A 22,725-nucleotide genomic window follows, 5' to 3' on the forward strand; every position below is an offset into this window, starting at 1 on the left:
GGCCTTCTGCTTTTTCGAGGTTCAGAGCCAGTGTTTGCGCTTGAACACGACATACAGCACCACCGAGCTGGCGACCATCATGCCGAGCGCCATCGGGTAGCCGTACGTCCAGTGGAGCTCCGGCATGTTCTCGAAGTTCATGCCGTAGACCGTCCCGACGAGGGACGGGCCGAAGAGGATCGCCGCCCAGCCGGAGATCTTCTTCACCTGGTCGTTCTGCTCGAGCGATGTATCGGTCTGGCGCTGCGTGACCAGTGTCGAATGCACCGTCAGCGCGTTGTCGAGTATCGACCGGAACGCCACGATCCGTTCGTTGAGACGGATGACGTGGTCCAGGACGTCGCGCAGCGATCGTTGGAGCTCGATGTCCACCCCGTACTTGTCGGAGCCCTGCAGCAGGCGCTGGAGCATGTCGTCGAGCGGCAGGGTCGACTTGTGGAGCGCGATCACCTCGCGTGCCAAGGCGTAGATGCGCTGAGACAGCCCGGAGTCGTCTCCGCTGAAGAGCTTCTCCTCGATCTCGTCGATGTCGTTCTCGACACCCGCGAGAACGGGAGCGTACTCGTCGACGACCTGGTCGAGGATCGCGTAGAGGATCGCCTCAGGACCCATGCGCAGCAGCTCGGGCTGCTTCTCCATCCTCGCTCGCACCTGACTGAGATCGGGCGAGTCAGCATGTCGGATCGTGACGACGAAATCAGGACCGACGAAGACGTGGAGCTCGCCGAACGCGACGGATTCCGTCTGATCGTCGTAGCGCGCGGGCCTGAGCACGGCGAAGAGGACATCACCGTAGCGCTCGAGCTTCGCCCGCTGGTGGCCCGCCAACGCGTCCTCCACGGCGAGCGGGTGCAGCGAGAACTCCGAGGCGACGGCGGCGACTTCGGCCTCGGTCGGGCGGTACAAACCGATCCACGCCATGCCGCTGTGGTCGCGCATGTGCTCGAACGTCTCGGTGAGGTTCGACGGGTCCTGGATGCGGTGGCCGTCCACGTACACGGCGTTGTCGACGATGGGCATGCGTAGATTCTGCGCCCTGCGGGATGAGCGGATGCCGCGCGCCGCGCCGAGGCTCCGTGAGACGAACCGCAGCGGAACCCGCGGCATCCCTTCAGGATGACAGCTTGTTCAACGCCGAACCCTTGTGAGCGGCTTTGGCCCCGGTCTTCTCCGACTCGACGATGAACGCAGGCTCATCCTTCGATGCGGTGAAGTCCTGCCCGTCGAACGTGAAGTCGCTCGTCTTGCGTTCCGTGATCTTGCCCTGGGTGCGTCCCTGGGACGTCTTCCAGCTGACGCGGTCACCCTTCTTCAACTCCGCCATGATGCTTCCTTTCTGTTCGCCGCGACGAGCGCGGTCCTGTCGATGGGTATCCGGATGATCAGGATGCCGGCGAGCAAGGAACCGAGCCCACCGACGGCCATGTCGCCGATGGTGTCCTGGTAGGTCACGAAGATGTCCGGTGCGAGGAAGGTCTTGCCGGCCCACTCGACCATCTCCCACAGCGCACTGATCGCCAGCCCGATCGTCGGGACGAGGACGACGGTCGACCGTCGGGCGTCGCTCGCCGGCACGACCGCGAAGCGCCGAAGGGCGAGGAACACGATGGTCGCGATCACACCGGTCGCGACGAAGTGGACGGCGATGTCCCACCACGCGATGGAGCGGTACAGCTCCAGGACGTTGCTCCATGCCGCGACGACCACCGTGACGCCGTAGAACACGTCGAGACCGGGTCGCGCGCCGATCGCTCGGGGCACGAGGAGGGCGGGCAGAGCCAGCGCGAGAATCCCCGCGTCGGTCGGCGTCCACCAGAGGAATGCCGCTGCCACGCTCAGCAGACCGAGCACCCGGATGCCGTCGGCCGCCCACTCGGCGGCGGAACGCGGCGGACGAAGGAAGTCTGCTCTCATCGGGGTACCTCGATGGCGGCATGGACCGGGAGATGATCCGACCCGGCCACCCCTTCCTCCAGCCGAGCGTCGACGCCGACGCGTTCCACGACGATGTCCGGGGTCGTCAGAATCCAGTCGATGCGCGCGCCCCCGCGGACCGGCGGGCGGTAACCGCTGTATGTGCCCCAGAGCGGCGTCACGCGTTCGGCTGCGGCAGTCCAGGCATCCGTCATCAGGTCGCCGCGAGTCATGGCCTCCAGCGCGGGCGAGCCCGCGGCTGCGTTCATGTCGCCCACGACGACGGCGGGGAGCCCCCGCCGTCTCACCTCCCGTCGGATCTGCTCGGCGGCGCGGACGCGAGACCGAGCCGAGAACGGGTCCAGGTGAGTGTTGATGACGGTGAGAGAGGCTCGCGTGCGTCGGTCCCGGAAGACTCCGATCACCATCGCCCGAGGCAGGGGGTTGCCCCACGACCGGGAACCCGCGACGTCGGGCGAGTCCGACAGGGCGAGTTGCTGCTGATCGATGAGTTCGAGCCGCGATCGATCGAAGAAGATCGGACACCCCTCGCCGCGGCCGCCGCGTCCGCGTCCCGCGCCGATGCGCGCGTACTCGGGACCCAACGCGGCGGCGATGTCCTGTGCCGGCCCCGGGAGGACCTCCTGCAGACCGACCACCGACGGCGACTCCCGCGACAGCGTCGCCATGAGCGCGGAGCGGCGCCGGTCCCAGCGATCGGCACGGCGGGTGAGTACCCGCGGGAGCGGCCGACGCACGTTCATCGTCGCCACGTGCAGGAGGTCGCCGTCGACCTCACCGAGGACGCCGTTCACGAGGACGCCTTCAGGGCTGACCTGCGGCGCACCGCGCGACGACGCGCGGACCGCGCCCATCGGATCGGTGCGAATTCTTCAGGCCAATGCCGGACGACGGTGCGGATGCCGCGGCGCACACGTCGGCGGAACGCCGACGCCGACGCGAAGGGCCGCATCGAGATACCCATCGCGGCAGAGGGGACGAACCGGATCCGATGCTCCTTCCCGAGATGGAAGGAGAGATCGAGGTCGTCGTGCATCTCGGGGTCGCCGCGGTGCACCGTTGCGCTCACGCGCCGCCACGCGGATCGACGCATCGCGAGGTTGGAGCCGAACAGGGGAAGGTGTCCGAGGGTCGGGGTGAGGACGGCGGCGTAGGCGCCCAGGTAGGCGACCGCCAAGGGCGACCGAAGGAATCGCGGGCCGTCGACGAATCGAGCAGCGCCCGCGAAGACGTCGACCTCGGGTCGGGCGCGGGCTTGCGTGCTCATGACCTCCACCCAGGTCGCCGCCGGTATGCAGTCCGCGTCGAGGCGGAGGATGAGGTCGCCCTTCGCGGAGTCGTACCCGGCTGCCGCTGCCGCGGGTATCCCGGGCTGGACGCACGAGATGACGCGCGTCCCGTTTTCACGCGCAACGTCGGCCGAAGCGTCTGACGAGGCGTTGTCGACGACGACGATCTCGTCCGGACGCCGGGTCTGGAGAGCGAGGGCCCGCAGGCACCGCCTAAGTCCGTCAGCGTCATCTTTCACGGGAATGACGACGGTGACGGATCCGGCGGTGGGCTGCGGGCCCCGGGCTGTCATGTGTCAGCCGAGGTTGTCGGCGATCCACTTCTTGGCGATGTCAGCGCTCGAACGCTGGTCGACGGTGGACTCGACGTTCATCGCGACGAGCTCCTCGGGGCTCATCGCCGCGCTCACCTTGTTGATCGCATCCGCGATCTCGTCGGCCTTGTCGGCGTTCGCGATGGGCACGACGTTCGCAGCGAGGAAGAGTCCCTTCGGGTCCTTCAGCGTGACGAGGTCCTCCGTCTCGATGCGCGGGTCCGCGCTGTAGACGTTGGCGACCTGGATGTTCCCCGCGACGAGCTCGTCGACGGTCGTGTCGGCCGTCGCTTCGAACTTGGCGTCGACACCGTAGACCTTCTTCAGGTCGGTGAAGTAGGGACGCTGCTCCAGCTCGGGCGCGCCGCCGAACGTGAGGTCCTTGACGCCGGCCAGGTCGCCGATCTCGGTGACGTTGTTCTCCTTCGCGAAAGCGGCGGTCACGTTGTAGGAGTCCTGGTCGGTCGCCGGCGAGTAGTCGAGGGCCTTCAGGTTGTCCGGGAGGACCTTCACCATGGCGTCGTAGACCTCGTCGGACGACCCCGCGGTGGCCGACTTGTCGTAGTACTGCAACAGGCTGCCGGTGTACTCGGGGAAGAGGTCGATCGAGCCGTCCTCGAGCGACGGCATGTAGGCGTCGCGCTGCCCGATGGCGAACTTCCGCTCGACGGTGAAGCCGTCCTTCTCGAGCACCTGGGAGTAGATCTCGGCGATGATCTCGTTCGACGGGTAGGACTGCGAGCCGACGACGATCGTCTTGGACTGGTCGTCGCCGCCCTGGTTGCCGCTCGAGCCGCCGCCCTGGAGGGAGTCGCTCGAGCCGCAGGCGGACAGCGCGAAGACGGCCGCGGCGGCGAGGCCGATGACGGGAATGATGCGGGTGCGTGTGATGGACATGGATGCCTCCGGATGGGGTGGTGGTCGGTATTTCCGGGCTCAGGTGGCCGGGACGGGGGCGCGCCGGGTGCGACGACGCGTGGGGGAAGAGTGTTGCACGGCGACACCGCGGGGCACGACGATGCGCTGGAACAGCGCGAACGCACCGTCCAGGACGAGGGCGAGGATGACGACGACGATCGAGGCGCCGAGGATCTGTGCGGCGTTGCGAGTCTGGATGCCCTGGATGAGGGCGAACCCCAGTCCGCCGAGTCCGACGTACGCGGCGATGGTGACCGTGGCCACGACCTGCAGGACGGCGGAGCGGATGCCGCCGATGAGCAGCGGCAGGCCGAGGGGGACCTCGATCTTCCACAGGATCTGCATCGGCGTCATCCCGACGGCGCGGCCCGCCTCGACGGTGGAGCGGTTGATCGCCTCGATACCGGCGTACGCGCCGGCGAGGATCGAGGGGATCGCGAGCAGGACGAAGGCGACGACCGCGGCCTGCTCCTTGAAGTTGACGCCGATCACGAGGTACAGGAGCACGACGAGACCGAGGGACGGCAGGGAGCGAGCGGCGCCCGAGAGGAACACCGCGATCTCGCGGCCTTTGCCGGTATGACCGATCGCCCATCCGGCCGGGATGGCGATGAGAGCGGCGATCGCGACAGACCCGAAAGTGAAACCCAGGTGCTGCAGGACCGCCTCCCACAGGGGGAGGTAACCCGTGGTGCGGTCGGGGGAGAAGATCCACGCGAACGCGTCGAGGAAGACGTTCATGCCGTCACCTCCACGGCACGTGCTCGTTCCCGCGGCATGCGGGTCTGACGGGTCCACGGCATCAGTGCGCGCCCGGCGAGAACGAGCACCAGGTCGATCACCAGGGCGATGACGACGACGGCGAGGACGCCCGCCAGCACCTCGGGGATGATGCGTCGCTGCGACCCGTTCGTGAAGAGGTAGCCCAGGTTCTGCACACCGATCAGGGCGCCGACGGTGGCGAGGGAGATGGTCGACACCGCCGTCACTCGCAGGCCCGCCAGCATGACCGGCCCCGCCAGGGGTAAGTCGACCGTCCAGAAGCGCCTGAGCGGCCCGAATCCGACGGCCACCGCGGCGCTGCGGACCGCGGCATCCACCGACGCGAGACCGTCGGTCACGGAGCGCGTCATGATCGCGACGGCGTAGATCGTGAGCGCGACGACGAGGTTCGTCTCGGACAGGAGGCCGATGCCGGTCGTCGCACTGATGAGAGCGAACAGGCCGAACGAGGGGATCGTGTAGAGGATGCCCACCACGCCCAGAAGAGTCCCGCGCAGGCGAGTGAACCGGAACGCTGCCCAGCCGAGCGGAATCGCGAGGACGAAACCGAGCACGATCGCGACGGCGCTCTGCCGCAGGTGGGCGAGCGTGAGTTGCCCGATCAGGTCGAGGTTCTGGCCGACCCAGTTCATCGGGCGATCACCCCTCGTCCCCGGGCGAGCCCGGAAGCAGGACGCCTTGGGTTCGACCCGATCCGTCGACGAGCACCGTCCCGCGGTCGGTCTGTTTCGCGTGGAAGGCGCGCGCGCCGCGATCAGCGCCGATGAAGCTCGCGACGAAGTCGTCGGCGGGGGCCTCGATGATCTCCGACGGGGTTCCGTGCTGAGCGATCCGCGCGCCCTTCTGCAGGATGACGACCTGGTCGCCCAGCAGGAAGGCTTCGTCGATGTCGTGGGTCACGAAGACGATCGTCTTGTCGAGTTCTCGCTGCAGTCGGATGACCTCGGCCTGCAGCTCCTTGCGGACGATGGGGTCGACGGCGCCGAACGGCTCGTCCATGAGCAGGATGTTCGGGTCCGCAGCGAGCGCGCGTGCGACGCCGACGCGCTGCTGCTGACCGCCGGAGAGCTGAGCGGGGTAGCGATTGGCGAACGCGGTGTCGAGGCCGACGACCTCCATCAGCTCCAGCGCGCGGCGACGCGCGGTCGCGCGCGTCTGGCCGGTGAGCACGGGCACGGTCGCGATGTTGTCGGCCACCGTGTAGTGCGGAAGGAGGCCGGCGTTCTGCAGGACGTAACCGATGCTGCGGCGCAGCTGAACGGCGTCACGTGAGCGGATCGACTCGCCGTCGATCGTGATGTCACCGGACGTCGGTTCGATCAATCGGTTGATCATCCGCAGCAGCGTGGTCTTGCCGCAGCCCGAGGATCCGACCAGGACCGTCGTCTTGCGCGCGGGCATCTCGAGCGAGACGTCGTCGACGGCGGCAGGACCGTCGCCGAAGCGCTTGGTGACGGATCGGAATTCGATGGCCATGGGCGTCCTTTCGGCCGGTGTTTCAGCAAACCACAGACCCCCGACATCCCGGCAGTCTCCGGCGTCCATTGACGTCTTTCCCCGGGTATGGCAAGGGCAGGACTTTCCGGTCGAGCGCTCGCTACGGTGTCGGCATGAGCACACGCGAGTACGACCTCATCGTCATCGGAGCAGGCCCTGTCGGCGAGAACGTCGCGGATAGGGCCGTGCGCGGCGGGTTGACAGCCGCGATCGTCGAGAGCGAGCTGGTCGGCGGCGAATGCTCGTACTGGGCCTGCATGCCGTCCAAGGCGCTGCTGCGCGCACCCGCCGCGCTGCGCGCGGCGCGGGACGTCGGAGGAGCGGCCGAGGCGGTGTCCGGCGGCGTCGACGTCGCAGCCGTCCTTGCGCGGCGTGATCGCATGGTGCACGACTACCAGGACACCTCCCAGGTCGAGTGGCTGCAGGGCGCGGGCATAGATCTCGTCCGGGGCCACGGGCGGTTGTCCGCGGAGAGGGAGGTCACCGTCGAGGCGGCCGACGGTTCCACGACGGTCCTGCGGGCACGGCACGCTGTCGCGGTGTGCACCGGTTCGGCAGCGCTCCTGCCCGATATCCCGGGCCTGGAGGATGCCGCGCCGTGGACGAGCCGTGAGGCGACCGGCGTGAGGAACGTCCCGTCGTCCCTCGTCGTGCTCGGGGGCGGCGTCGTCGGTGTCGAGATGGCGACGGCGTTCGCCGCCTTCGGGTCGGAGGTCACGGTGATCGCACGGTCGTCGCTCCTCAGCGGGCTCGAGGACTTCGCCGGTGAAGCGGTGGGTAAGGCGCTCACCGCGGCCGGCGCGACCGTCCGTACCGGCGTCGGCGTGACCGGCGTCCAGCGCGCGGGCAACGAGGTGACCGTGTCGCTGGACGACGGCTCGACCGTCCGCGCCGAGGAGATCCTCGTCGCGACCGGTCGCGTGCCCCGGACCGAGGACGTCGGCCTGGAGGTCGTCGGGCAGAAGGCCGGAGCGTGGATCGAGGTCGACGACACGCTCCGCGTTCCCGGCAGCGACTGGCTCTACGCGGTGGGTGACGTCAACCACCGCGCCCTGCTCACGCACCAGGGGAAGTATCAAGCGAGGGTCGCGGGTGACGTCATCGCCCGACGGGCCGGCTCCGGCGACGTCGACACTTCGGCCTGGCGTCCCCTCGCGGCGACCGCGGACCACACCGCCGTGCCGCAGGTCGTGTTCACCGACCCCGAGGTCGCCGCCGTCGGCCACACCGAGGCATCCGCCCGCGCGGCGGGCATCGAGGTGCAGGTCGTCGACTACGACCTGTCGTGGGTGGCCGGCGCCAGCACGCACTCCGACCGGTACGAGGGAATGTCGCGCGCCGTCATCGACACCGAGCGGCGCGTCCTCGTCGGAGCGACGTTCGTCGGACCGGACGTCGCGGAACTCCTGCACGCGGCGACGATCGCGATCGTCGGCGAGGTCCCGCTCGAGCGACTGTGGCACGCCGTGCCGGCGTACCCGACCGTCAGCGAGGTCTGGCTCCGGTGGTTGGAGTCCGCGGGGCTCTGACTCCCGTCAGCTTCGCCGGGCCGACTGGACGCGCGTCGTCAACTGGTGCGCGTGGGCGAGGAGGAGCCTCCCCAGTTCAGGCAGTCGGTCCGGCCCGAAACGGAACTCCACCCCGGTGAGGCTCAGGGCCCACGCGGGCCGGCCGGCGGGATCGAAGACCGCCGCGCCGAGGCCCCAGGACCCGGGGACGATCAGGCCGGGATTGACGGCGTACCCGCGATCCCGGGTCTCCGCGATGCGTCGCGTGAGGGAGGCCGCATCGTGTTCGTCACCCCATCGGCTGACGAGTTCGGGATGCCGGGAGAGGTAGGCGTCCACGTCGTGCGGCGGGAGGAACGAGAGGATTGCGAGTCCGGCCGACGCGACCCCGAGCGGGAACCGGACGCCCTCGCTGAGGACGAACGATCGGATAGGGAAGGACCCCTCCTCGCGCACCAGGCAGACGGTCTCGTCACCCCGTCGGACCGAGAGGAACGCGCTCTCCTCCGTCTTGACGGCCAGTGAGCGCACGATGTCGCCGGCGAGGTGGGTGACGTCGTACCGCGGAGCCGCCGCTGCGCCCATGAGGAACAGATCCGGGCCGGCGAGCCACCGCGCGCTCCGCTCGTCCTGATCGACGAGTCCCTCCGCGCGGAGGGCGGAGAGCAAGCGGTGGGTCGTCGTGCGGGTCAGTCCGGCGTCGGCGGCCAGTTCCCGCACGCCCTTACCCGCTGTCCCCGCTGCACTGACGAGTCGCAGAAGGAGGGCGGCGCGCGCGATGGCCTGCGCGCCGGGGACGGATGCCGCGGGTCGTTCCACATCGTGGACAGTAGGCGGCGCGACGTCCACATGGCAACCGTTCGCTCTCACTTCCACCGGACGGGGACGGAGGCTGGAGGACAGACCATACGAAGGAGTGCGCAGTGATCGACAAGACGGTGGCGGGCGCGGCGAAGGCGGTCGCCGACATCCCCGACGGCGCGAGCATCGCCGTGGGCGGTTTCGGGCTCTCGGGCAATCCGATCGCCCTGATCGAGGCCCTGCTCGCGCAGGGCACCACGGACCTCTCGATCGTCTCCAACAACTGCGGGGTCGACGACTGGGGGTTGGGTGTCCTTCTGCATGCGCGCCGCATCCGGAAGATGACCTCGTCGTACGTCGGTGAGAACAAGGAGTTCGAGCGGCAGTTCCTCTCGGGTGAACTCGAACTCGAGCTGACGCCTCAGGGGACCCTCGCCGAGAAGTTGCGCGCCGGCGGCTCGGGTATCGCGGCGTTCTTCACGCAGACAGGCGTCGGGACGCAGGTCGCCGACGGCGGGTTGCCGCGGCGCTACGACGGCCGGGGCGGGGTGGCGCTGGCATCCCCGGCCAAGGACGTCCGGACGTTCGCGGTCGATGGCGTCGAGAAGGAGTACGTGCTCGAGGAGGCGATCACGACCGACTTCGCTTTCGTGCACGCGCTCCGCGGCGATCGGCACGGGAACCTCGTCTTCGCGAAGTCAGCCCGAAACTTCAACCCGTTGGCCGGGATGGCGGGTCGCGTCTGCATCGCGCAGGTCGAGGAGCTGATCGAGCCGGGCGGGATCGATCCGGATGCCGTCCACCTGCCCGGCGTCTTCGTGCATCGTGTGGTGGAGGTCGGGACCGACATCGAGAAGCGCATCGAGCGACGTACGGTCGCTGCGGAGGGGGAGTGAGATGGCGCTGACCAGGGATCAGATGGCGGCACGGGCGGCCGCGGAGCTGCAGGACGGCTCCTACGTGAACCTGGGGATCGGGCTCCCGACTCTGGTTCCCAACCACGTGCCCGAAGGGGTCGTGGTCGTACTGCAGTCCGAGAACGGCATCCTGGGGGTCGGGCCCTACCCCCGAGAGGCCGACGTCGATCCCGACCTCATCAACGCGGGAAAGGAGACGGTGACGACGCTCCCGGGGGCTGCGTTCTTCGACTCCGCACTCAGCTTCGGGATGATCCGCGGGGGGAAGATCGACGCCGCGATCCTCGGCGCGATGCAGGTCTCGGCGACCGGCGACCTCGCGAACTGGATGATCCCCGGGAAGATGGTCAAGGGTCCGGGCGGGGCGATGGACCTGGTCCATGGCGCAGCCCGCGTGATCGTCCTGATGGAGCACGTCGCCCGGGACGGCTCTCCGAAGATCGTCGACGCGTGTTCCCTGCCGCTGACCGGCCGCGGCGTGGTCGACCGCATCATCACGGACCTCGCCGTGATCGACGTCACGGGCGAGGGTCTGGTGCTGGTGGAGACCGCCCCCGGCGTCAGCGTGCAGGATGTCCGCGACGCGACGGAGCCGGGCCTCATCGTGTCCGATGCGAAGGTGGAGTCATGAGCGAAGAGATCGTCATCGTCGGTGCGGCCCGCACCCCGCAGGGCAAGTTGAAGGGCGCGCTGTCGTCCTTCTCGGCGCCGCAGCTCGGGTCGTTCGCGATCCGCGGAGCCCTCGAACGCGGTGGGGTGGATCCCGCGGCGGTCGACGCGGTGATCATGGGGCAGGTCCTGCCTGCCGGTTCGGGTCAGAATCCGGCGCGGCAGGCGGCTCTCGGGGCCGGCATCGGCTGGGGCGTCCCGGCATCCTCCGTCAACAAGGTCTGCCTGTCGGGTCTCACCGCGGTGATCGACGCCAAGCGCATGATCGCGTCGGGGGATGCCGCGGTCGTCGTCGCCGGCGGGATGGAGTCGATGTCCCGTGCCCCGCACCTTCTGACGGGTTCGCGCGACGGCTGGACGTACGGCTCGGTCGAGGTCCTCGACCACATGGCGCACGACGGACTCACCGACGCCGCGGAGGGGATCTCTATGGGGCTCTCGACCGAGCGGCGCAACCCGGGTCTCGGACTGACGAGGCGGGAGCAGGACTCCGTCGCGGCGCTCTCGCACCAGCGTGCGGCCGCCGCGGCCGAGGCGGGCGTGTTCGACGCGGAGATCGTGACGGTCGAGGTTCCCCAGCGCAAGGGTGAGCTGCGACGGATCAGCGCCGACGAGGGTGTCCGCCCCGATACGACGGTGGAGAGCCTGGCGGGGCTGCGACCGGCGTTCTCACCCGACGGCGACATCACCGCGGGGAACGCCTCGCCGATCTCGGACGGCGCGGCCGCGGTCGTCGTGACGACGCGATCCCGCGCCGAGGCAGAAAGATGGACTGTCCTCGGGGTGATCGGCGCCGCAGGGCAGGTGGCGGGACCCGACAGCTCGCTGCACTCCCAGCCGGCCCGCGCAATCGCTCACGCCCTCGAGCGGCAGGGGCTGTCGGCATCCGACCTGGACGTCGTCGAGATCAACGAGGCCTTCGGCGCGGTCGTGGCCCAGTCTCAGCGGGAACTCGGCATAGGCGATGACATCGTCAACATCCACGGCGGTGGGATCGCGATCGGCCACCCGATCGGCGCCTCCGGCGCGCGGCTGGTCGTCCACGCGGTGCACGAGCTCGCGCGCCGGGGACGCGGAACCGCGGCGGTGGGCCTGTGCGGGGGAGGCGGTCAGGGTGAAGCGCTCATCCTGACGCGCTGAATCCGCCCGTCGTCAGCGGGAGAGGCGGCGCTTCAGCAGCTTCTTCTTCTCGCCGTCGCGCGGAGAGTCCATCGGGATGAGCTTCCCCCGAGATGCACGCCGAGTGTCGACGACGGAGCCGACCGCGAGCGCGAGGGTGATTCCCCAACTGAGCCACGCGAGGGCGGTACGCCAGGTGAAAGGTTCCGGGCTGCGCGCGGACCGCAGCAGCGTGACACCGCCGGTGAGGGCTGACAGCAGTCCGGTTCCGAACAGGTATTTGCGCATACCACCCACGGTACTGCGCCGGACGCATGCCGCGGCGGTTGTTAGCCTGAAGTCATCCATCGAGAGGAACATCGTGACTCTGGCTTCCGACTTCGTCGTCGTGTCCAACCGCCTTCCCGTCGACCGGACCGATGATGAGAACGAACCATGGCGACGCTCTCCCGGCGGGCTCGTCACGGCTCTCGATCCGGTCATGCGCACCAACAACGGCGCGTGGGTCGGGTGGCCGGGCCAGCCGGGCGTCGAGCTCGATCCCTTCGAGTTCGACGGCCTCCAGCTCGTGCCGGTCACGCTCTCGGCTGATGACATGCAGCTCTACTACGAGGGCTTCTCGAACGACACGATCTGGCCGCTGTATCACGACGTGATCGCAGCCCCGACCTATCACCGGACATGGTGGGACGCCTACGTCAGGGTCAACAAGCGATTCGCGGAGGCGGCCTCTACCCACGCCGCCGAGGGCGCTACGGTCTGGGTCCACGACTACCAGCTCCAGCTCGTCCCGAAGCTCCTCCGCGAGCTCCGTCCCGATCTGACCATCGGATACTTCCACCACATTCCGTTCCCCGCATACGGGCTGTACGCGCAACTGCCCTGGCGTCGTCAGGTCCTCGAGGGGTTGCTCGGGGCTGACGTCATCGGCTTCCAGCGGGTGGCGGATGCCGGCAACTTCGCCCGTGCGGTGCGTCGCCAGCTGGGGTTCGACACGAAAGCCGGCGCCATCTCCGTTCCGACGGAGGACGGGGGAGTGCGCACGGCCGTCGCCCGTGCCTACCCGATCTCGATCGACGCCGCGGAGTACGAGGAACTCGCGAAGCGGCCCGACATCAGAGCTCGCGCGGAGGAGATCCGCTCCAGCCTCGGCAACCCGAAGGCGATCCTTCTCGGTGTCGATCGACTCGATTACACGAAGGGGATCCGTCACCGTCTGAAGGCGTACGGCGAGCTGCTGGCCGACGGACGCCTCTCGGTGCACGACGTCATCCTGGTCCAGGTCGCGAGTCCCAGTCGGGAGCGCGTGCAGACGTACATGGAGCTCCGCGACGAGATCGAACTGACGGTCGGCCGCATCAACGGCGACGCGGACGAGCTCGGTTACAGCGCGATCCAGTATCTGCATCACTCGTACCCGCGCGAGGAGATGGTCGCGCTCTTCCTCGCGGCGGACGTGATGCTGGTCACGGCCCTGCGAGACGGCATGAACCTGGTTGCCAAGGAGTACGTCGCGAGCCGCGTCGACGGTGGAGGGGCTCTCGTGCTCAGCGAGTTCACGGGCGCAGCGGACGAGCTGACTCAGGCCATCAAGGTCAATCCGCACGACATCTCAGGGCTGAAGGACGCCATCATGCAGGCGATCGAGATGCCCGACAAAGAGAAGGAGCGCCGTATGCGCGCGCTTCGACGGCGGGTCCGCGAGAACGACGTCGCGAAATGGTCAGAGCGGTTCCTCTCGGAGCTGCGCACCGCCCGTGAGGCGCGCCCGTGACCGACCTCGAGGCCGTGACGCGGACCGAGACGCTTCTCGTCGCGCTCGACTTCGACGGCACGCTCTCACCCCTCGTCGATGAACCGATGACAGCGCGAATGGCACCGGCCGCCCGAGCTGCCGTGACGGCGCTCGTGGCCGCCCCCGCGACGGTCGTCGCGTTCGTCTCCGGCCGCTCGTTGGGCGACCTCCGCATTATCGCGGAGCACACCGACGACTCGCCGATCCTCCTCGCGGGCTCGCACGGCGCGGAGTATCTCCTCCCTGGGTCGGGTTCCGCTCCCGCGCTCGACCCAGCCGATACCGCTCTGCGCGACCGGATGCGCGCGGAGGCGGAGGAACTGGCCCGGGACGTACCGGGAGCGTGGATCGAGCCGAAGACATTCGGGTTCGGCGTCCACCTGCGCACCGTCTCCGATGGGGCATCCGCCGAGCGGCTGCGATCCTCGACGGATGCCCTCGTCGCGGATCGCGCGCCCCACTGGCGTCGTCGTCAGGGGCACGGCATCGTCGAGTACGCGTTCACCGATGTGGGCAAGGATGCCGCGGTGGCCCACCTCCGCCAGGTCGTCGGTGCCACGGCGGTCATCTTCGCCGGTGACGACGTCACCGATGAGGACGCCCTCCGTTCCCTCGGACCGGAGGATCTCGGCATCCGAGTCGGCTCGGGGGAGACGGCGGCATCCGTTCGTGTGGGAGACATCGAAGAACTCGCCGCTTTGCTGTCGACTGTCGCACGCGAGCGCGTCGCCGCACACCAATAGACTTCGAGAATGCCCTCAACCGACGAGAACATCGATATCAAGCCCCGCAGTCGCGCGGTGACCGACGGCATCGAAGCCACCACGTCACGCGGAATGCTCCGTGCGGTCGGTATGGGCGATGAGGACTGGGACAAGCCCCAGATCGGCATCGCCTCGAGCTGGAACGAGATCACGCCGTGCAATCTGAGCCTCGACCGGCTTGCGCAGGGTGCTAAAGAGGGCGTGCACGCCGGTGGCGGCTACCCGCTCCAGTTCGGCACCATCTCCGTCTCCGACGGTATCTCGATGGGCCACGAGGGCATGCACTTCTCGCTCGTCAGTCGTGAGGTCATTGCGGACTCCGTCGAAACCGTCATGATGGCCGAGCGACTCGACGGCTCGGTCCTGCTCGCCGGTTGCGACAAGTCGATCCCCGGCATGCTGATGGCCTCGGCTCGCCTCGACCTCTCCAGCGTCTTCCTCTATGCCGGCTCGATCGCGCCGGGCTGGGTCAAACTCAGCGACGGCACCGAGAAGGACGTCACGATCATCGACTCCTTCGAGGCGGTCGGAGCGTGCCTTGCCGGCAAGATGAGCGAAGCCGACCTCAAGCGCATCGAGTGCGCGATCGCGCCCGGCGAAGGGGCGTGCGGCGGGATGTACACGGCGAACACGATGGCGTCGGTCGCCGAGGCTCTGGGCCTCAGCCTGCCCGGCTCCGCGGCCCCGCCCTCCGCCGACCGCCGCCGCGACTACTTCGCGCACCGCTCCGGCGAGGCCGTCGTGAACCTGCTCCGTCAGGGCATCACGACCCGAGACATCCTCACGAAGGAGTCGTTCGAGAACGCGATCGCGCTGGCGATGGCGCTCGGCGGATCGACGAACGTCGTCCTGCACCTGCTCGCCATCGCGCGTGAAGCCGAGGTCGACCTGACCCTCCACGACTTCAACCGCATCGGCGACAAGGTCCCGCACGTCGCCGACATGAAGCCGTTCGGGAAGTACGTCATGAACGATGTCGACCGGCACGGCGGCATCCCGGTCATCATGAAGGCGATGCTCGATGAGGGCCTCCTGCACGGCGATGCGCTCACCGTCACCGGTAAGACCCTCGCCGAGAACCTAAGTGACCTCGACCCGGACCCGATCGACGGCACCGTCATCCACACATTCGACGACCCGATCCACGCGACCGGGGGGATCACGATCCTCCACGGGTCGATGGCCCCCGAAGGCGCGGTCGTGAAGACCGCCGGGTTCGACGCCGCCGTCTTCGAGGGACCCGCCCGGGTCTTCGAGCGCGAGCGCGCCGCGATGGACGCCCTCGAAGAGGGACGCATCGCCGCGGGCGACGTCGTCGTCATCCGCTACGAAGGCCCCAAGGGCGGTCCCGGCATGCGCGAGATGCTCGCCGTGACCGCCGCCATCAAGGGCGCTGGCCTCGGAAAAGATGTACTACTGTTGACGGACGGACGATTCTCAGGCGGCACAACCGGCCTGTGCATCGGCCACATAGCACCCGAAGCGGTGGACGCTGGTCCCATCGCCTTCGTGCGCGATGGTGATCTGATACGGGTCGATATCGCGGCTCGTTCTCTCGACCTACTCGTCGACGAAGCCGAGCTGAACTCCCGCCGTGAGGGCTGGGAGCCCCTTCCCCCGCGCTATACCCGTGGCGTGTTGGCCAAGTACTCGAAGCTCGTGCGCTCCGCTGCGGAGGGCGCGACGACGGGCTAGGCCCCACACACTCGTCATCCATCACCACAGAGGTCTCTCTCATGTCTTCTGACACCGTCGCCGCTGTGCCCCGGCCACCGGCCGGAGGCGCGTCCACGCCTCTGCTCACCGGAGCACAGGCCGTCGTCCGCTCGCTGGAGCTCCTGGGCGTCACCGACGTCTTCGGGCTCCCCGGCGGCGCCATCATCGAGGTCTACGACCCGCTGATGGACTCCACCGATCTGCGTCACATCCTGGTCCGCCACGAGCAGGGCGCCGGTCACGCCGCCGAGGGGTACGCCGCGGCATCCGGTCGTGTCGGCGTCGCCATCGCGACGTCGGGCCCGGGAGCCACGAACCTCGTCACCGCGATCGCGGACGCGTACATGGACTCGATGCCCATCGTCTGCATCACCGGGCAGGTGTACTCGACCCTGATGGGGACGGATGCCTTCCAGGAGGCCGACATCGTGGGCATCACGATGCCGATCACGAAGCACTCCTTCCTCGTGAAGGACCCTGCCGAGATCCCCGGTGCCATCGCGGCGGCGTTCGAGATCGCCTCGACCGGTCGCCCCGGTCCTGTCCTCGTCGACATCACGAAAGATGCGCAGCAGGCCAAGGCGCCGTTCGTCTGGCCGCCGAAGGTCGACCTGCCCGGGTACCGCCCCGTCACCAAGGCGCACGGCAAGCAGATCCAGGCTGCCGCGCAGCTGATCGCGGAAGCGAAGAAGCCGGTGCTGTACGTCGGTGGCGGCGTGGTCCGTGCCGGAGCCGCCGCGGAGCTCCGTCGGTTCGCAGAGGCGACCGGTGCGCCGGTCGTGACGACGCTCATGGCCCGCGGCGCGTTCCCCGACTCCCACCCGCAGCAGCTGGGCATGCCGGGCATGCACGGCACGGTCCCCGCCGTCCTCGCCCTGCAGGAGTCCGACCTCCTCATCGCGCTCGGCGCGCGGTTCGACGACCGGGTCACCGGTAAGGCGGCACTGTTCGCCCCCGACGCCAAGGTCATCCACGTCGACATCGACCCCGCCGAGATCTCGAAGATCCGCACGGCCGACGTACCGATCGTCGGCGACCTGAAGGATGTCCTCGTCGACCTCGACGCAGCCTTCGCGGGCGTCGACGGGCCCGACATCTCGGAGTGGTGGTCCTACCTCGAGGGGCTCCGCACCGAGTTCCCGCTCGGGTACGCGCCGACGACCGACGGCCTGATGTCACCGCAGCACGTCATCCAGCGCATCGGCGAACTCACCGGACCGGAAGGCGTCTTCGCCTCGGGCGTCGGTCAGCACCAGATGTGGGCCGCGCAGTTCATCGGGTACGAGCGTCCCAACGCCTGGCTCAACTCCGGCGGCGCCGGGACGATGGGCTACGCGGTTCCCGCCGCGATGGGCGCGAAGGTCGCCCAGCCCGATCGCGCCGTGTGGGCGATCGACGGCGACGGCTGCTTCCAGATGACCAATCAGGAGCTCGCGACCTGCGCGATCAACAACATCCCGATCAAGGTCGCGATCATCAACAACTCGTCCCTCGGCATGGTGCGCCAGTGGCAGACCCTGTTCTACGACGGGCGCCACTCGAACACCGACCTCAACACGGGCCACGACAGCATCCGCATTCCGGACTTCGTGAAGCTCGCCGAGGCGTACGGCTGCCTCGGCATCCGCGTCGAGAAAGCCGAGGACGTGGATGCCGCTATTCGGACCGCGCTCGAGACGAACGACCGTCCCGTCGTGATCGACTTCGTCGTGAGCGCCGATGCGATGGTGTGGCCGATGGTGCCGCAGGGCGTCAGCAACAGCTACATCCAGTACGCGCGAGAGCACGCGCCGGCGTTCGAGCAGGGGGACTGACGATGAGCAAGCACGTCCTGAGCCTCCTCGTGGAGGACAAGCCCGGTCTGCTGACCCGCGTGGCGGGCCTGTTCGCCCGTCGCGGCTTCAACATCGACTCCCTCGCCGTGGGCGTCACCGAGGTGCCCGGGCTCTCCCGCATCACGGTGGTCGTCGACGTCGAGGAGTTGCCGCTCGAGCAGGTGACGAAGCAGCTGAACAAGCTGGTGAACGTCATCAAGATCGTCGAGCTCGACTACTCGACCTCGGTCCAGCGCGAGCACATGCTCGTGAAGGTCCGCGCCGACAACCAGACGCGCTCGAACGTCATCGAGGTCGTCAACCTCTTCCGCGCCTCGGTCGTGGACTACGCCACCGACGCGCTCGTGGTGGAGGTCACCGGTGACCGCGGCAAGGTCGACGCGTTCCTCAAGGCGCTCGAGCCCTTCGGTGTGAAGGAGCTCGCGCAGTCCGGCATGGTCGCCATCGGCCGCGGCGGCAAGAGCATCACCGAGCGCGTCCTGCGCGGCTGACCCCAGCACTTCTCTACCGACATCTACAAGGAGACACACACGAACATGGCTGAGATCCTCTACGACGCCGACGCCGACATCTCGCTCATCCAGGGCAAGAAGGTCGCCATCGTCGGGTACGGCTCGCAGGGCCACGCCCACGCCCAGAACCTCCGCGACTCCGGCGTCGAGGTCGTCATCGCCCTCAAGGACGGCTCGAAGTCCGCTCCCAAGGCGGAGGAGGACGGCTTCCAGGTGAAGTCCGTCGCGGATGCCGCCGAGTGGGCCGACCTCATCATGATCCTCGCGCCCGACCAGCACCAGCGCGGCATCTTCAACGACGAGATCAAGCCGCACCTCGCCGCGGGCAAGACGCTCGCCTTCGCTCACGGCTTCAACGTGCGCTTCGGCTACATCGAGGTCCCCGACGACGTCGACGTCATCCTCGTCGCCCCCAAGGCCCCCGGCCACACGGTGCGCCGCGAGTTCGTCGCGGGCCGCGGCATCCCCGACATCATCGCCGTCGAGAAGGACGCCTCGGGCCAGGCCTGGAGCGTCGCGCTCTCGTACGCGAAGGCCATCGGCGGAACCCGTGCGGGCGTCATCAAGACGACCTTCACCGAAGAGACCGAGACCGACCTGTTCGGCGAGCAGGCCGTCCTCTGCGGCGGAGTGTCGCAGCTCGTGCAGTACGGCTTCGAGACGCTGTCCGAGGCCGGATACCAGCCCGAGATCGCCTACTTCGAGGTGCTCCACGAGCTGAAGCTCATCGTCGACCTCATGTGGGAGGGCGGCATCGCCAAGCAGCGCTGGTCGGTCTCCGACACGGCCGAGTACGGCGACTACGTCTCGGGCCCGCGCGTCATCGACCCGAGCGTCAAGGAGAACATGAAGGCCGTCCTCGGCGACATCCAGTCGGGCGCCTTCGCCAAGCGCTTCATCGACGACCAGGACAACGGCGCCGTGGAGTTCCAGGAGCTTCGTGCCAAGGCCGCCGCGCACCCGATCGAGGCCGTCGGCAAGGACCTGCGCGCGCTCTTCGCGTGGAAGCAGCAGGACTCGGACTACACCGAAGGCTCCGCCGCGCGCTGACCCTCGGCATCCCGCCCTCGGCGCATCCGCCGGGACCGGCTTGACATGAGCCACGGAGGCCCGACCCTTACAAGGGGTCGGGCCTTCGGCGTCGGTAGACTCGGGAGGTGCCTTCCGACCCCCGAGACGACGAGGACGCCTTCCGCTGGGAAGGCGACGATTCCCCGACGCGACCGCCCCGTCCAGAGCGCGCCGACGCGGCTCTGCCGAGCGGATGGCGGACCGTCGGCAAGGGGAGTGAACCGGCCGCCACCGGGGCGGAGCCCGCGCAGGACGAGCCGGTCGGCGAGGCGGAGCCTCCAGCATCCCTCGGCAACGTCGCACTGGTCTCGCTCGGACTTCTGGGGGGCATCTACCTCCTCTACACGGTGGGTTGGATCCTCGGCGGGGCGAGAACTGCTCTCGTGCTCTCGCCGTTCCTCGCACCCAGCGCGGTCGTTCCTGCCCAGTGGCTTGCCGTCGCTGCTCCGGCGCTGTGGTTCGGCGGCACCATGCTCCTGACGCAAGCGTCGGCGAGCTGGGTGCGGTTCGTGTGGCTCGTGGCCGGCGTCTTTCTGCTGCTGCCCTGGCCCTTCGTGAGTGGAGTGTGATCTCGTGACGACGACTTTTACAGGACGCCGATCTCCCTCGTGGCTGCGCTCCACCGTTGCCGGCCTCTTCGGTCTGTTCTACGCATACGCCGTGTGGACGGCTGTCGCCTTCCTCATCGCTCAGGCAGTTGCTGTGGAGGGGTTGACCGGCGCTGGCTGGGCGATCCTGCTATTCGCGGTCGTTTTTCCCATCATTGTTTTCATAGCGGGGGTCGTGATCGCGCGAGGTCGGCCGCTCTTGCACCTCGCCGTGGTTCTTCTTATCGGGCTTGGCCTGGCGGGCGTCTTCTGGCTGAACATTCTCACTTTCGCTGTTCGTAGCCAGAGCTCCTTGTTCGGGTCGTGATCGGCGTCACACGGTCGGGGCCGTCCTGTCCGATTCGCTAGGCTGGCCGTGCCGCGTACCGTCGTCGGTCCCAGCCCGACCGGACTCGTGGCGATCCACACTCGCGTACCCGAAGGTCTGCCGTGCCCAAGCCTGTCGTCCTGATCGCCGAAGAACTCTCTCCCGCCACGATCGAGGCCCTGGGCCCCGATTTCGACGTCCGATCCGTGGACGGCGCCGACCGTGCCGCGCTCCTGCCGGCCCTCGCCGATGCGGACGCCGTCCTCATCCGCTCCGCCACGAAGATGGATGCCGAGGCGATCGCCGCCGCTCCGTCGCTCAAGGTCATCGCGCGCGCCGGCGTCGGTCTCGACAACGTCGACATCAAGGCGGCTACGAGCGCCGGCGTCATGGTCGTCAATGCGCCGACCTCCAACATCATCTCGGCCGCCGAACTCACCGTCGGTCACATTCTGAGCCTCGCGCGTCACATCCCCGCCGCGCACGCCTCGCTCGCCACGGGAGCCTGGAAGCGCTCGTCCTTCACGGGCACCGAGCTGTTCGAGAAGACGGTCGGCATCATCGGCCTCGGCCGCATCGGCGCCCTCATCGCCGCTCGACTGCAGGCGTTCGGGGTCTCGGTCGTCGCGTACGACCCCTACGTCACCCCGACACGCGCGCAGCAGTTGGGCGTGCAGCTGCTCGGGCTCGACGAGCTTCTGACGACCAGCGACTTCGTCACGATCCACATGCCGAAGACGCCCGAGACGACCGGCATGATCGGTGCGGCGCAGTTCGAGATGATGAAGGACACCGCCTACGTCGTGAACGTCGCCCGCGGTGGTCTCATCGACGAAGAGGCGCTGCACACTGCGCTCACCACCGGCCAGATCGCCGGCGCAGGACTCGATGTCTTCACGAGCGAGCCGCCGAAGGAGGACGGCACGGCGTTCCCCCTGCTGTCCCTGCCGAACGTCATCGTCACGCCCCACCTGGGCGCCTCGACCGAAGAGGCTCAGGAGAAGGCGGGTGTCTCGGTCGCGAAGTCGGTCAAGCTCGCGCTCGAAGGCGACCTGGTCCCGGATGCCGTGAACGTCGCCGGTGGCGTCATCGACCCGTTCGTGCGTCCCGGCATCGCGCTCGTCGAGCAGCTGGGCCAGATCTTCACGGGGCTCGCGCCCAGCGCCCTCACGAGCCTCGACATCGAGGTGCGCGGCGAGCTCGCCGATTACGACGTCAGCGTCTACCGCCTGGCGGCGCTGAAGGGCATATTCACGAACATCGTGAGCGAGAACGTCTCCTACGTGAACGCGCCGCTGTTCGCCGAGCAGCGCGGCATCGAGACCCGACTGATCGTCGAGTCCGAGAGCCCGCTGTACCGGAACATCACGATCCTCCGCGGCACGCTGTCCGACGGCACGGTGCTCACCGTGGAGGGCACCCTGGCGGGCACGCGCATGGTGCCGAAGGTCGTCGGCATCAACGGCTACGAGGTCGAGGTGCCGATCAACCGCTACCACGTCGTGATGCGCTACGCCGACCGGCCCGGCATCGTCGCGATCTACGGTCAGAAGCTCGGCGAAGCGGGCATCAACATCGCGGGGCTTCAGGTCGCGCGGCCCGACGCGAGCGGCCGCGCACTGTCGGTCCTGACCGTCGATTCGCCGATCCCCGAGCCGATGCTCGACGAGCTCCGCGCTTCGGTACAGGCCGACCTGTTCCGCCAGATCGAGCTCACCGAGGTCTGACGCACCGGCATCCCTCGTTCCCCTGTCGCATCACGCCGCGTGCGGCGGTCGTTCGTGACAGGGGAGTGCGTCAGCGCGCGGCGCGCTCGACGAGCGCGATGAGTGCGTCGAGGTCGTCGCCCTGCGGGATGGGTCCCGGGACGCCCTGGGTGGCGAGCGCGCTGTTGAAGTAGAGCCCGTCGCTCACGAGCAGGACGAGCTGCAGTGCGCTCTCGTCGCGGGTGTGAGGACGGAGCGCATCCTCCCAGACGCGTCGCGCGTCACGGAGGGCGACGGATGCCGCGTCGTGGCCCGTCTGCGCCAGGCGTGACGTGGCGACGATCGCGCGGTCGAGCGGGGTGTCGGACTGCACGGACGTGCGGACGAACACCGCCACGATCCCGTCGGGGGAGCGGAGCATCTCCTCCACGTCCAGGTCGACGAGGCGCCGCATCCGCTCGATGAGCGCCGACTCGAGCGCTTCCTTCGAAGCGTAGTGGTAGAGCAGACCGCCCTTCGAGACGCCCGCCGCTGCGGCGACGGCATCCATCGTCGCGCCGCGGGCACCGCCGTCGATCAAGGCGGCCTCGAACGCGTCCAGCACGCTCTCTCGCGCCCGTGGTGGTCTGCTCACGACTCTTCCCTCTCGACGACCGACTCT

The 22,725-nt window shown here is 68.5% G+C and carries 25 protein-coding genes; 13 read left to right on the forward strand and 12 right to left on the reverse strand.

What is annotated here, in order from left to right; translation table 11 throughout:
* Nucleotides 1–21 precede the first annotated feature (21 nt).
* The 9 genes from corA to BBA86_RS03975 form a co-directional block, all read right to left on the reverse strand.
* Nucleotides 22–1,020: a magnesium/cobalt transporter CorA gene (corA, locus tag BBA86_RS03935; protein WP_065572169.1), complete on the reverse strand. Its 999-nt coding sequence runs from the start codon at nt 1,018–1,020 to the stop codon at nt 22–24.
* A 91-nt stretch (nt 1,021–1,111) separates the two neighbouring features.
* Nucleotides 1,112–1,324: a DUF2945 domain-containing protein gene (locus BBA86_RS03940; protein ID WP_065570386.1), complete on the reverse strand. Its 213-nt coding sequence runs from the start codon at nt 1,322–1,324 to the stop codon at nt 1,112–1,114.
* The gene (locus tag BBA86_RS03945) at nt 1,312–1,914 is read right to left on the reverse strand and encodes a hypothetical protein (RefSeq protein ID WP_065570387.1); all 603 of its coding nucleotides are present in this window, start codon (nt 1,912–1,914) and stop codon (nt 1,312–1,314) included. Before BBA86_RS03945 ends, BBA86_RS03940 begins: the two co-directional genes overlap by 13 nt.
* On the reverse strand, nt 1,911–2,789 hold the full coding sequence (locus BBA86_RS03950; RefSeq protein ID WP_065570388.1) for an endonuclease/exonuclease/phosphatase family protein: 879 nt from the start codon (nt 2,787–2,789) through the stop codon (nt 1,911–1,913). Before BBA86_RS03950 ends, BBA86_RS03945 begins: the two co-directional genes overlap by 4 nt.
* Nucleotides 2,726–3,517, reverse strand: a complete 792-nt coding sequence (locus tag BBA86_RS03955; protein WP_065570389.1) for a glycosyltransferase family 2 protein — start codon at nt 3,515–3,517, stop codon at nt 2,726–2,728. The genes BBA86_RS03950 and BBA86_RS03955 overlap by 64 nt, the downstream gene beginning before the upstream one ends.
* Nucleotides 3,518–3,520: 3 nt before the next feature.
* Nucleotides 3,521–4,435, reverse strand: a complete 915-nt coding sequence (locus BBA86_RS03960) for an ABC transporter substrate-binding protein (RefSeq protein WP_065570390.1) — start codon at nt 4,433–4,435, stop codon at nt 3,521–3,523.
* A 39-nt stretch (nt 4,436–4,474) separates the two neighbouring features.
* Nucleotides 4,475–5,197: an ABC transporter permease gene (locus BBA86_RS03965; protein ID WP_065570391.1), complete on the reverse strand. Its 723-nt coding sequence runs from the start codon at nt 5,195–5,197 to the stop codon at nt 4,475–4,477.
* Entirely contained in the window at nt 5,194–5,871 is a 678-nt protein-coding gene (locus tag BBA86_RS03970) for an ABC transporter permease (protein ID WP_065570392.1), read from the reverse strand. Before BBA86_RS03970 ends, BBA86_RS03965 begins: the two co-directional genes overlap by 4 nt.
* Nucleotides 5,872–5,878: 7 nt before the next feature.
* On the reverse strand, nt 5,879–6,715 hold the full coding sequence (locus BBA86_RS03975) for an ABC transporter ATP-binding protein (RefSeq protein WP_065570393.1): 837 nt from the start codon (nt 6,713–6,715) through the stop codon (nt 5,879–5,881).
* Between the two features lie 134 nt (nt 6,716–6,849).
* Between BBA86_RS03975 and BBA86_RS03980 the strand changes: the two genes are divergently transcribed.
* A complete protein-coding gene (locus BBA86_RS03980; RefSeq protein WP_065570394.1) occupies nt 6,850–8,265 on the forward strand; it encodes a dihydrolipoyl dehydrogenase family protein in 1,416 nt (471 codons plus the stop codon).
* 6 nt (nt 8,266–8,271) lie between these two features.
* Here BBA86_RS03980 and BBA86_RS03985 read toward each other — a convergent pair whose 3' ends face one another.
* Nucleotides 8,272–9,063 (reverse strand): IclR family transcriptional regulator, encoded by a 792-nt coding sequence (locus BBA86_RS03985; RefSeq protein WP_065570395.1) that lies wholly within the window; start codon nt 9,061–9,063, stop codon nt 8,272–8,274.
* 104 nt (nt 9,064–9,167) lie between these two features.
* On the opposite strand from BBA86_RS03985, the gene BBA86_RS03990 reads away from it, so the two are divergent.
* From BBA86_RS03990 to BBA86_RS04000, 3 genes are read left to right on the forward strand one after another with little or no spacing between them, the layout of a single operon-like run.
* Nucleotides 9,168–9,941 (forward strand): CoA transferase subunit A, encoded by a 774-nt coding sequence (locus BBA86_RS03990; RefSeq protein WP_065570396.1) that lies wholly within the window; start codon nt 9,168–9,170, stop codon nt 9,939–9,941.
* Between the two features lies 1 nt (nt 9,942).
* Nucleotides 9,943–10,593 (forward strand): 3-oxoacid CoA-transferase subunit B, encoded by a 651-nt coding sequence (locus BBA86_RS03995; RefSeq protein WP_189318416.1) that lies wholly within the window; start codon nt 9,943–9,945, stop codon nt 10,591–10,593.
* Nucleotides 10,590–11,771 (forward strand): acetyl-CoA C-acetyltransferase, encoded by a 1,182-nt coding sequence (locus BBA86_RS04000; RefSeq protein WP_065570397.1) that lies wholly within the window; start codon nt 10,590–10,592, stop codon nt 11,769–11,771. Before BBA86_RS03995 ends, BBA86_RS04000 begins: the two co-directional genes overlap by 4 nt.
* 12 nt (nt 11,772–11,783) lie before the next feature.
* Here the strand turns inward: BBA86_RS04000 and BBA86_RS04005 are convergent, their stop codons facing one another.
* The gene (locus tag BBA86_RS04005; RefSeq protein WP_018188103.1) at nt 11,784–12,038 is read right to left on the reverse strand and encodes a hypothetical protein; all 255 of its coding nucleotides are present in this window, start codon (nt 12,036–12,038) and stop codon (nt 11,784–11,786) included.
* A gap of 73 nt (nt 12,039–12,111) precedes the next feature.
* Here BBA86_RS04005 and BBA86_RS04010 point away from each other — a divergent pair, with 73 nt between their 5' ends.
* From BBA86_RS04010 to serA, 9 genes are all read left to right on the forward strand, one after another.
* Entirely contained in the window at nt 12,112–13,524 is a 1,413-nt protein-coding gene (locus BBA86_RS04010; RefSeq protein WP_065570398.1) for a trehalose-6-phosphate synthase, read from the forward strand.
* A complete protein-coding gene (gene otsB, locus BBA86_RS04015) occupies nt 13,521–14,288 on the forward strand; it encodes a trehalose-phosphatase (RefSeq protein ID WP_065570399.1) in 768 nt (255 codons plus the stop codon). The genes BBA86_RS04010 and otsB overlap by 4 nt, the downstream gene beginning before the upstream one ends.
* A 9-nt stretch (nt 14,289–14,297) precedes the next feature.
* On the forward strand, nt 14,298–16,004 hold the full coding sequence (ilvD, locus tag BBA86_RS04020) for a dihydroxy-acid dehydratase (RefSeq protein WP_065570400.1): 1,707 nt from the start codon (nt 14,298–14,300) through the stop codon (nt 16,002–16,004).
* A 41-nt stretch (nt 16,005–16,045) separates the two neighbouring features.
* Nucleotides 16,046–17,839 carry an acetolactate synthase large subunit gene (locus tag BBA86_RS04025; protein WP_065570401.1) on the forward strand — a complete coding sequence of 598 codons (1,794 nt, stop codon included), beginning with the start codon at nt 16,046–16,048 and terminating at the stop codon, nt 17,837–17,839.
* Between the two features lie 2 nt (nt 17,840–17,841).
* On the forward strand, nt 17,842–18,351 hold the full coding sequence (gene ilvN / locus BBA86_RS04030; RefSeq protein ID WP_065570402.1) for an acetolactate synthase small subunit: 510 nt from the start codon (nt 17,842–17,844) through the stop codon (nt 18,349–18,351).
* Between the two features lie 45 nt (nt 18,352–18,396).
* Nucleotides 18,397–19,422 carry a ketol-acid reductoisomerase gene (gene ilvC / locus BBA86_RS04035; RefSeq protein WP_065570403.1) on the forward strand — a complete coding sequence of 342 codons (1,026 nt, stop codon included), beginning with the start codon at nt 18,397–18,399 and terminating at the stop codon, nt 19,420–19,422.
* A gap of 107 nt (nt 19,423–19,529) precedes the next feature.
* Nucleotides 19,530–20,012: a hypothetical protein gene (locus tag BBA86_RS04040; RefSeq protein WP_065570404.1), complete on the forward strand. Its 483-nt coding sequence runs from the start codon at nt 19,530–19,532 to the stop codon at nt 20,010–20,012.
* 4 nt (nt 20,013–20,016) lie between these two features.
* Nucleotides 20,017–20,358 carry a hypothetical protein gene (locus tag BBA86_RS04045; RefSeq protein ID WP_223247020.1) on the forward strand — a complete coding sequence of 114 codons (342 nt, stop codon included), beginning with the start codon at nt 20,017–20,019 and terminating at the stop codon, nt 20,356–20,358.
* 122 nt (nt 20,359–20,480) lie between these two features.
* Complete coding sequence (gene serA, locus BBA86_RS04050) at nt 20,481–22,085, forward strand: phosphoglycerate dehydrogenase (protein WP_065570406.1); 1,605 nt, start codon at nt 20,481–20,483, stop codon at nt 22,083–22,085.
* Between the two features lie 70 nt (nt 22,086–22,155).
* Here the strand turns inward: serA and BBA86_RS04055 are convergent, their stop codons facing one another.
* A complete protein-coding gene (locus BBA86_RS04055; protein WP_026302971.1) occupies nt 22,156–22,698 on the reverse strand; it encodes a TetR/AcrR family transcriptional regulator in 543 nt (180 codons plus the stop codon).
* Nucleotides 22,699–22,725: the final 27 nt, after the last annotated feature.

The sequence above is a fragment of the Microbacterium oleivorans genome, assembly GCF_001691565.1.
GTDB classification, from domain to species: domain Bacteria; phylum Actinomycetota; class Actinomycetes; order Actinomycetales; family Microbacteriaceae; genus Microbacterium; species Microbacterium oleivorans_B.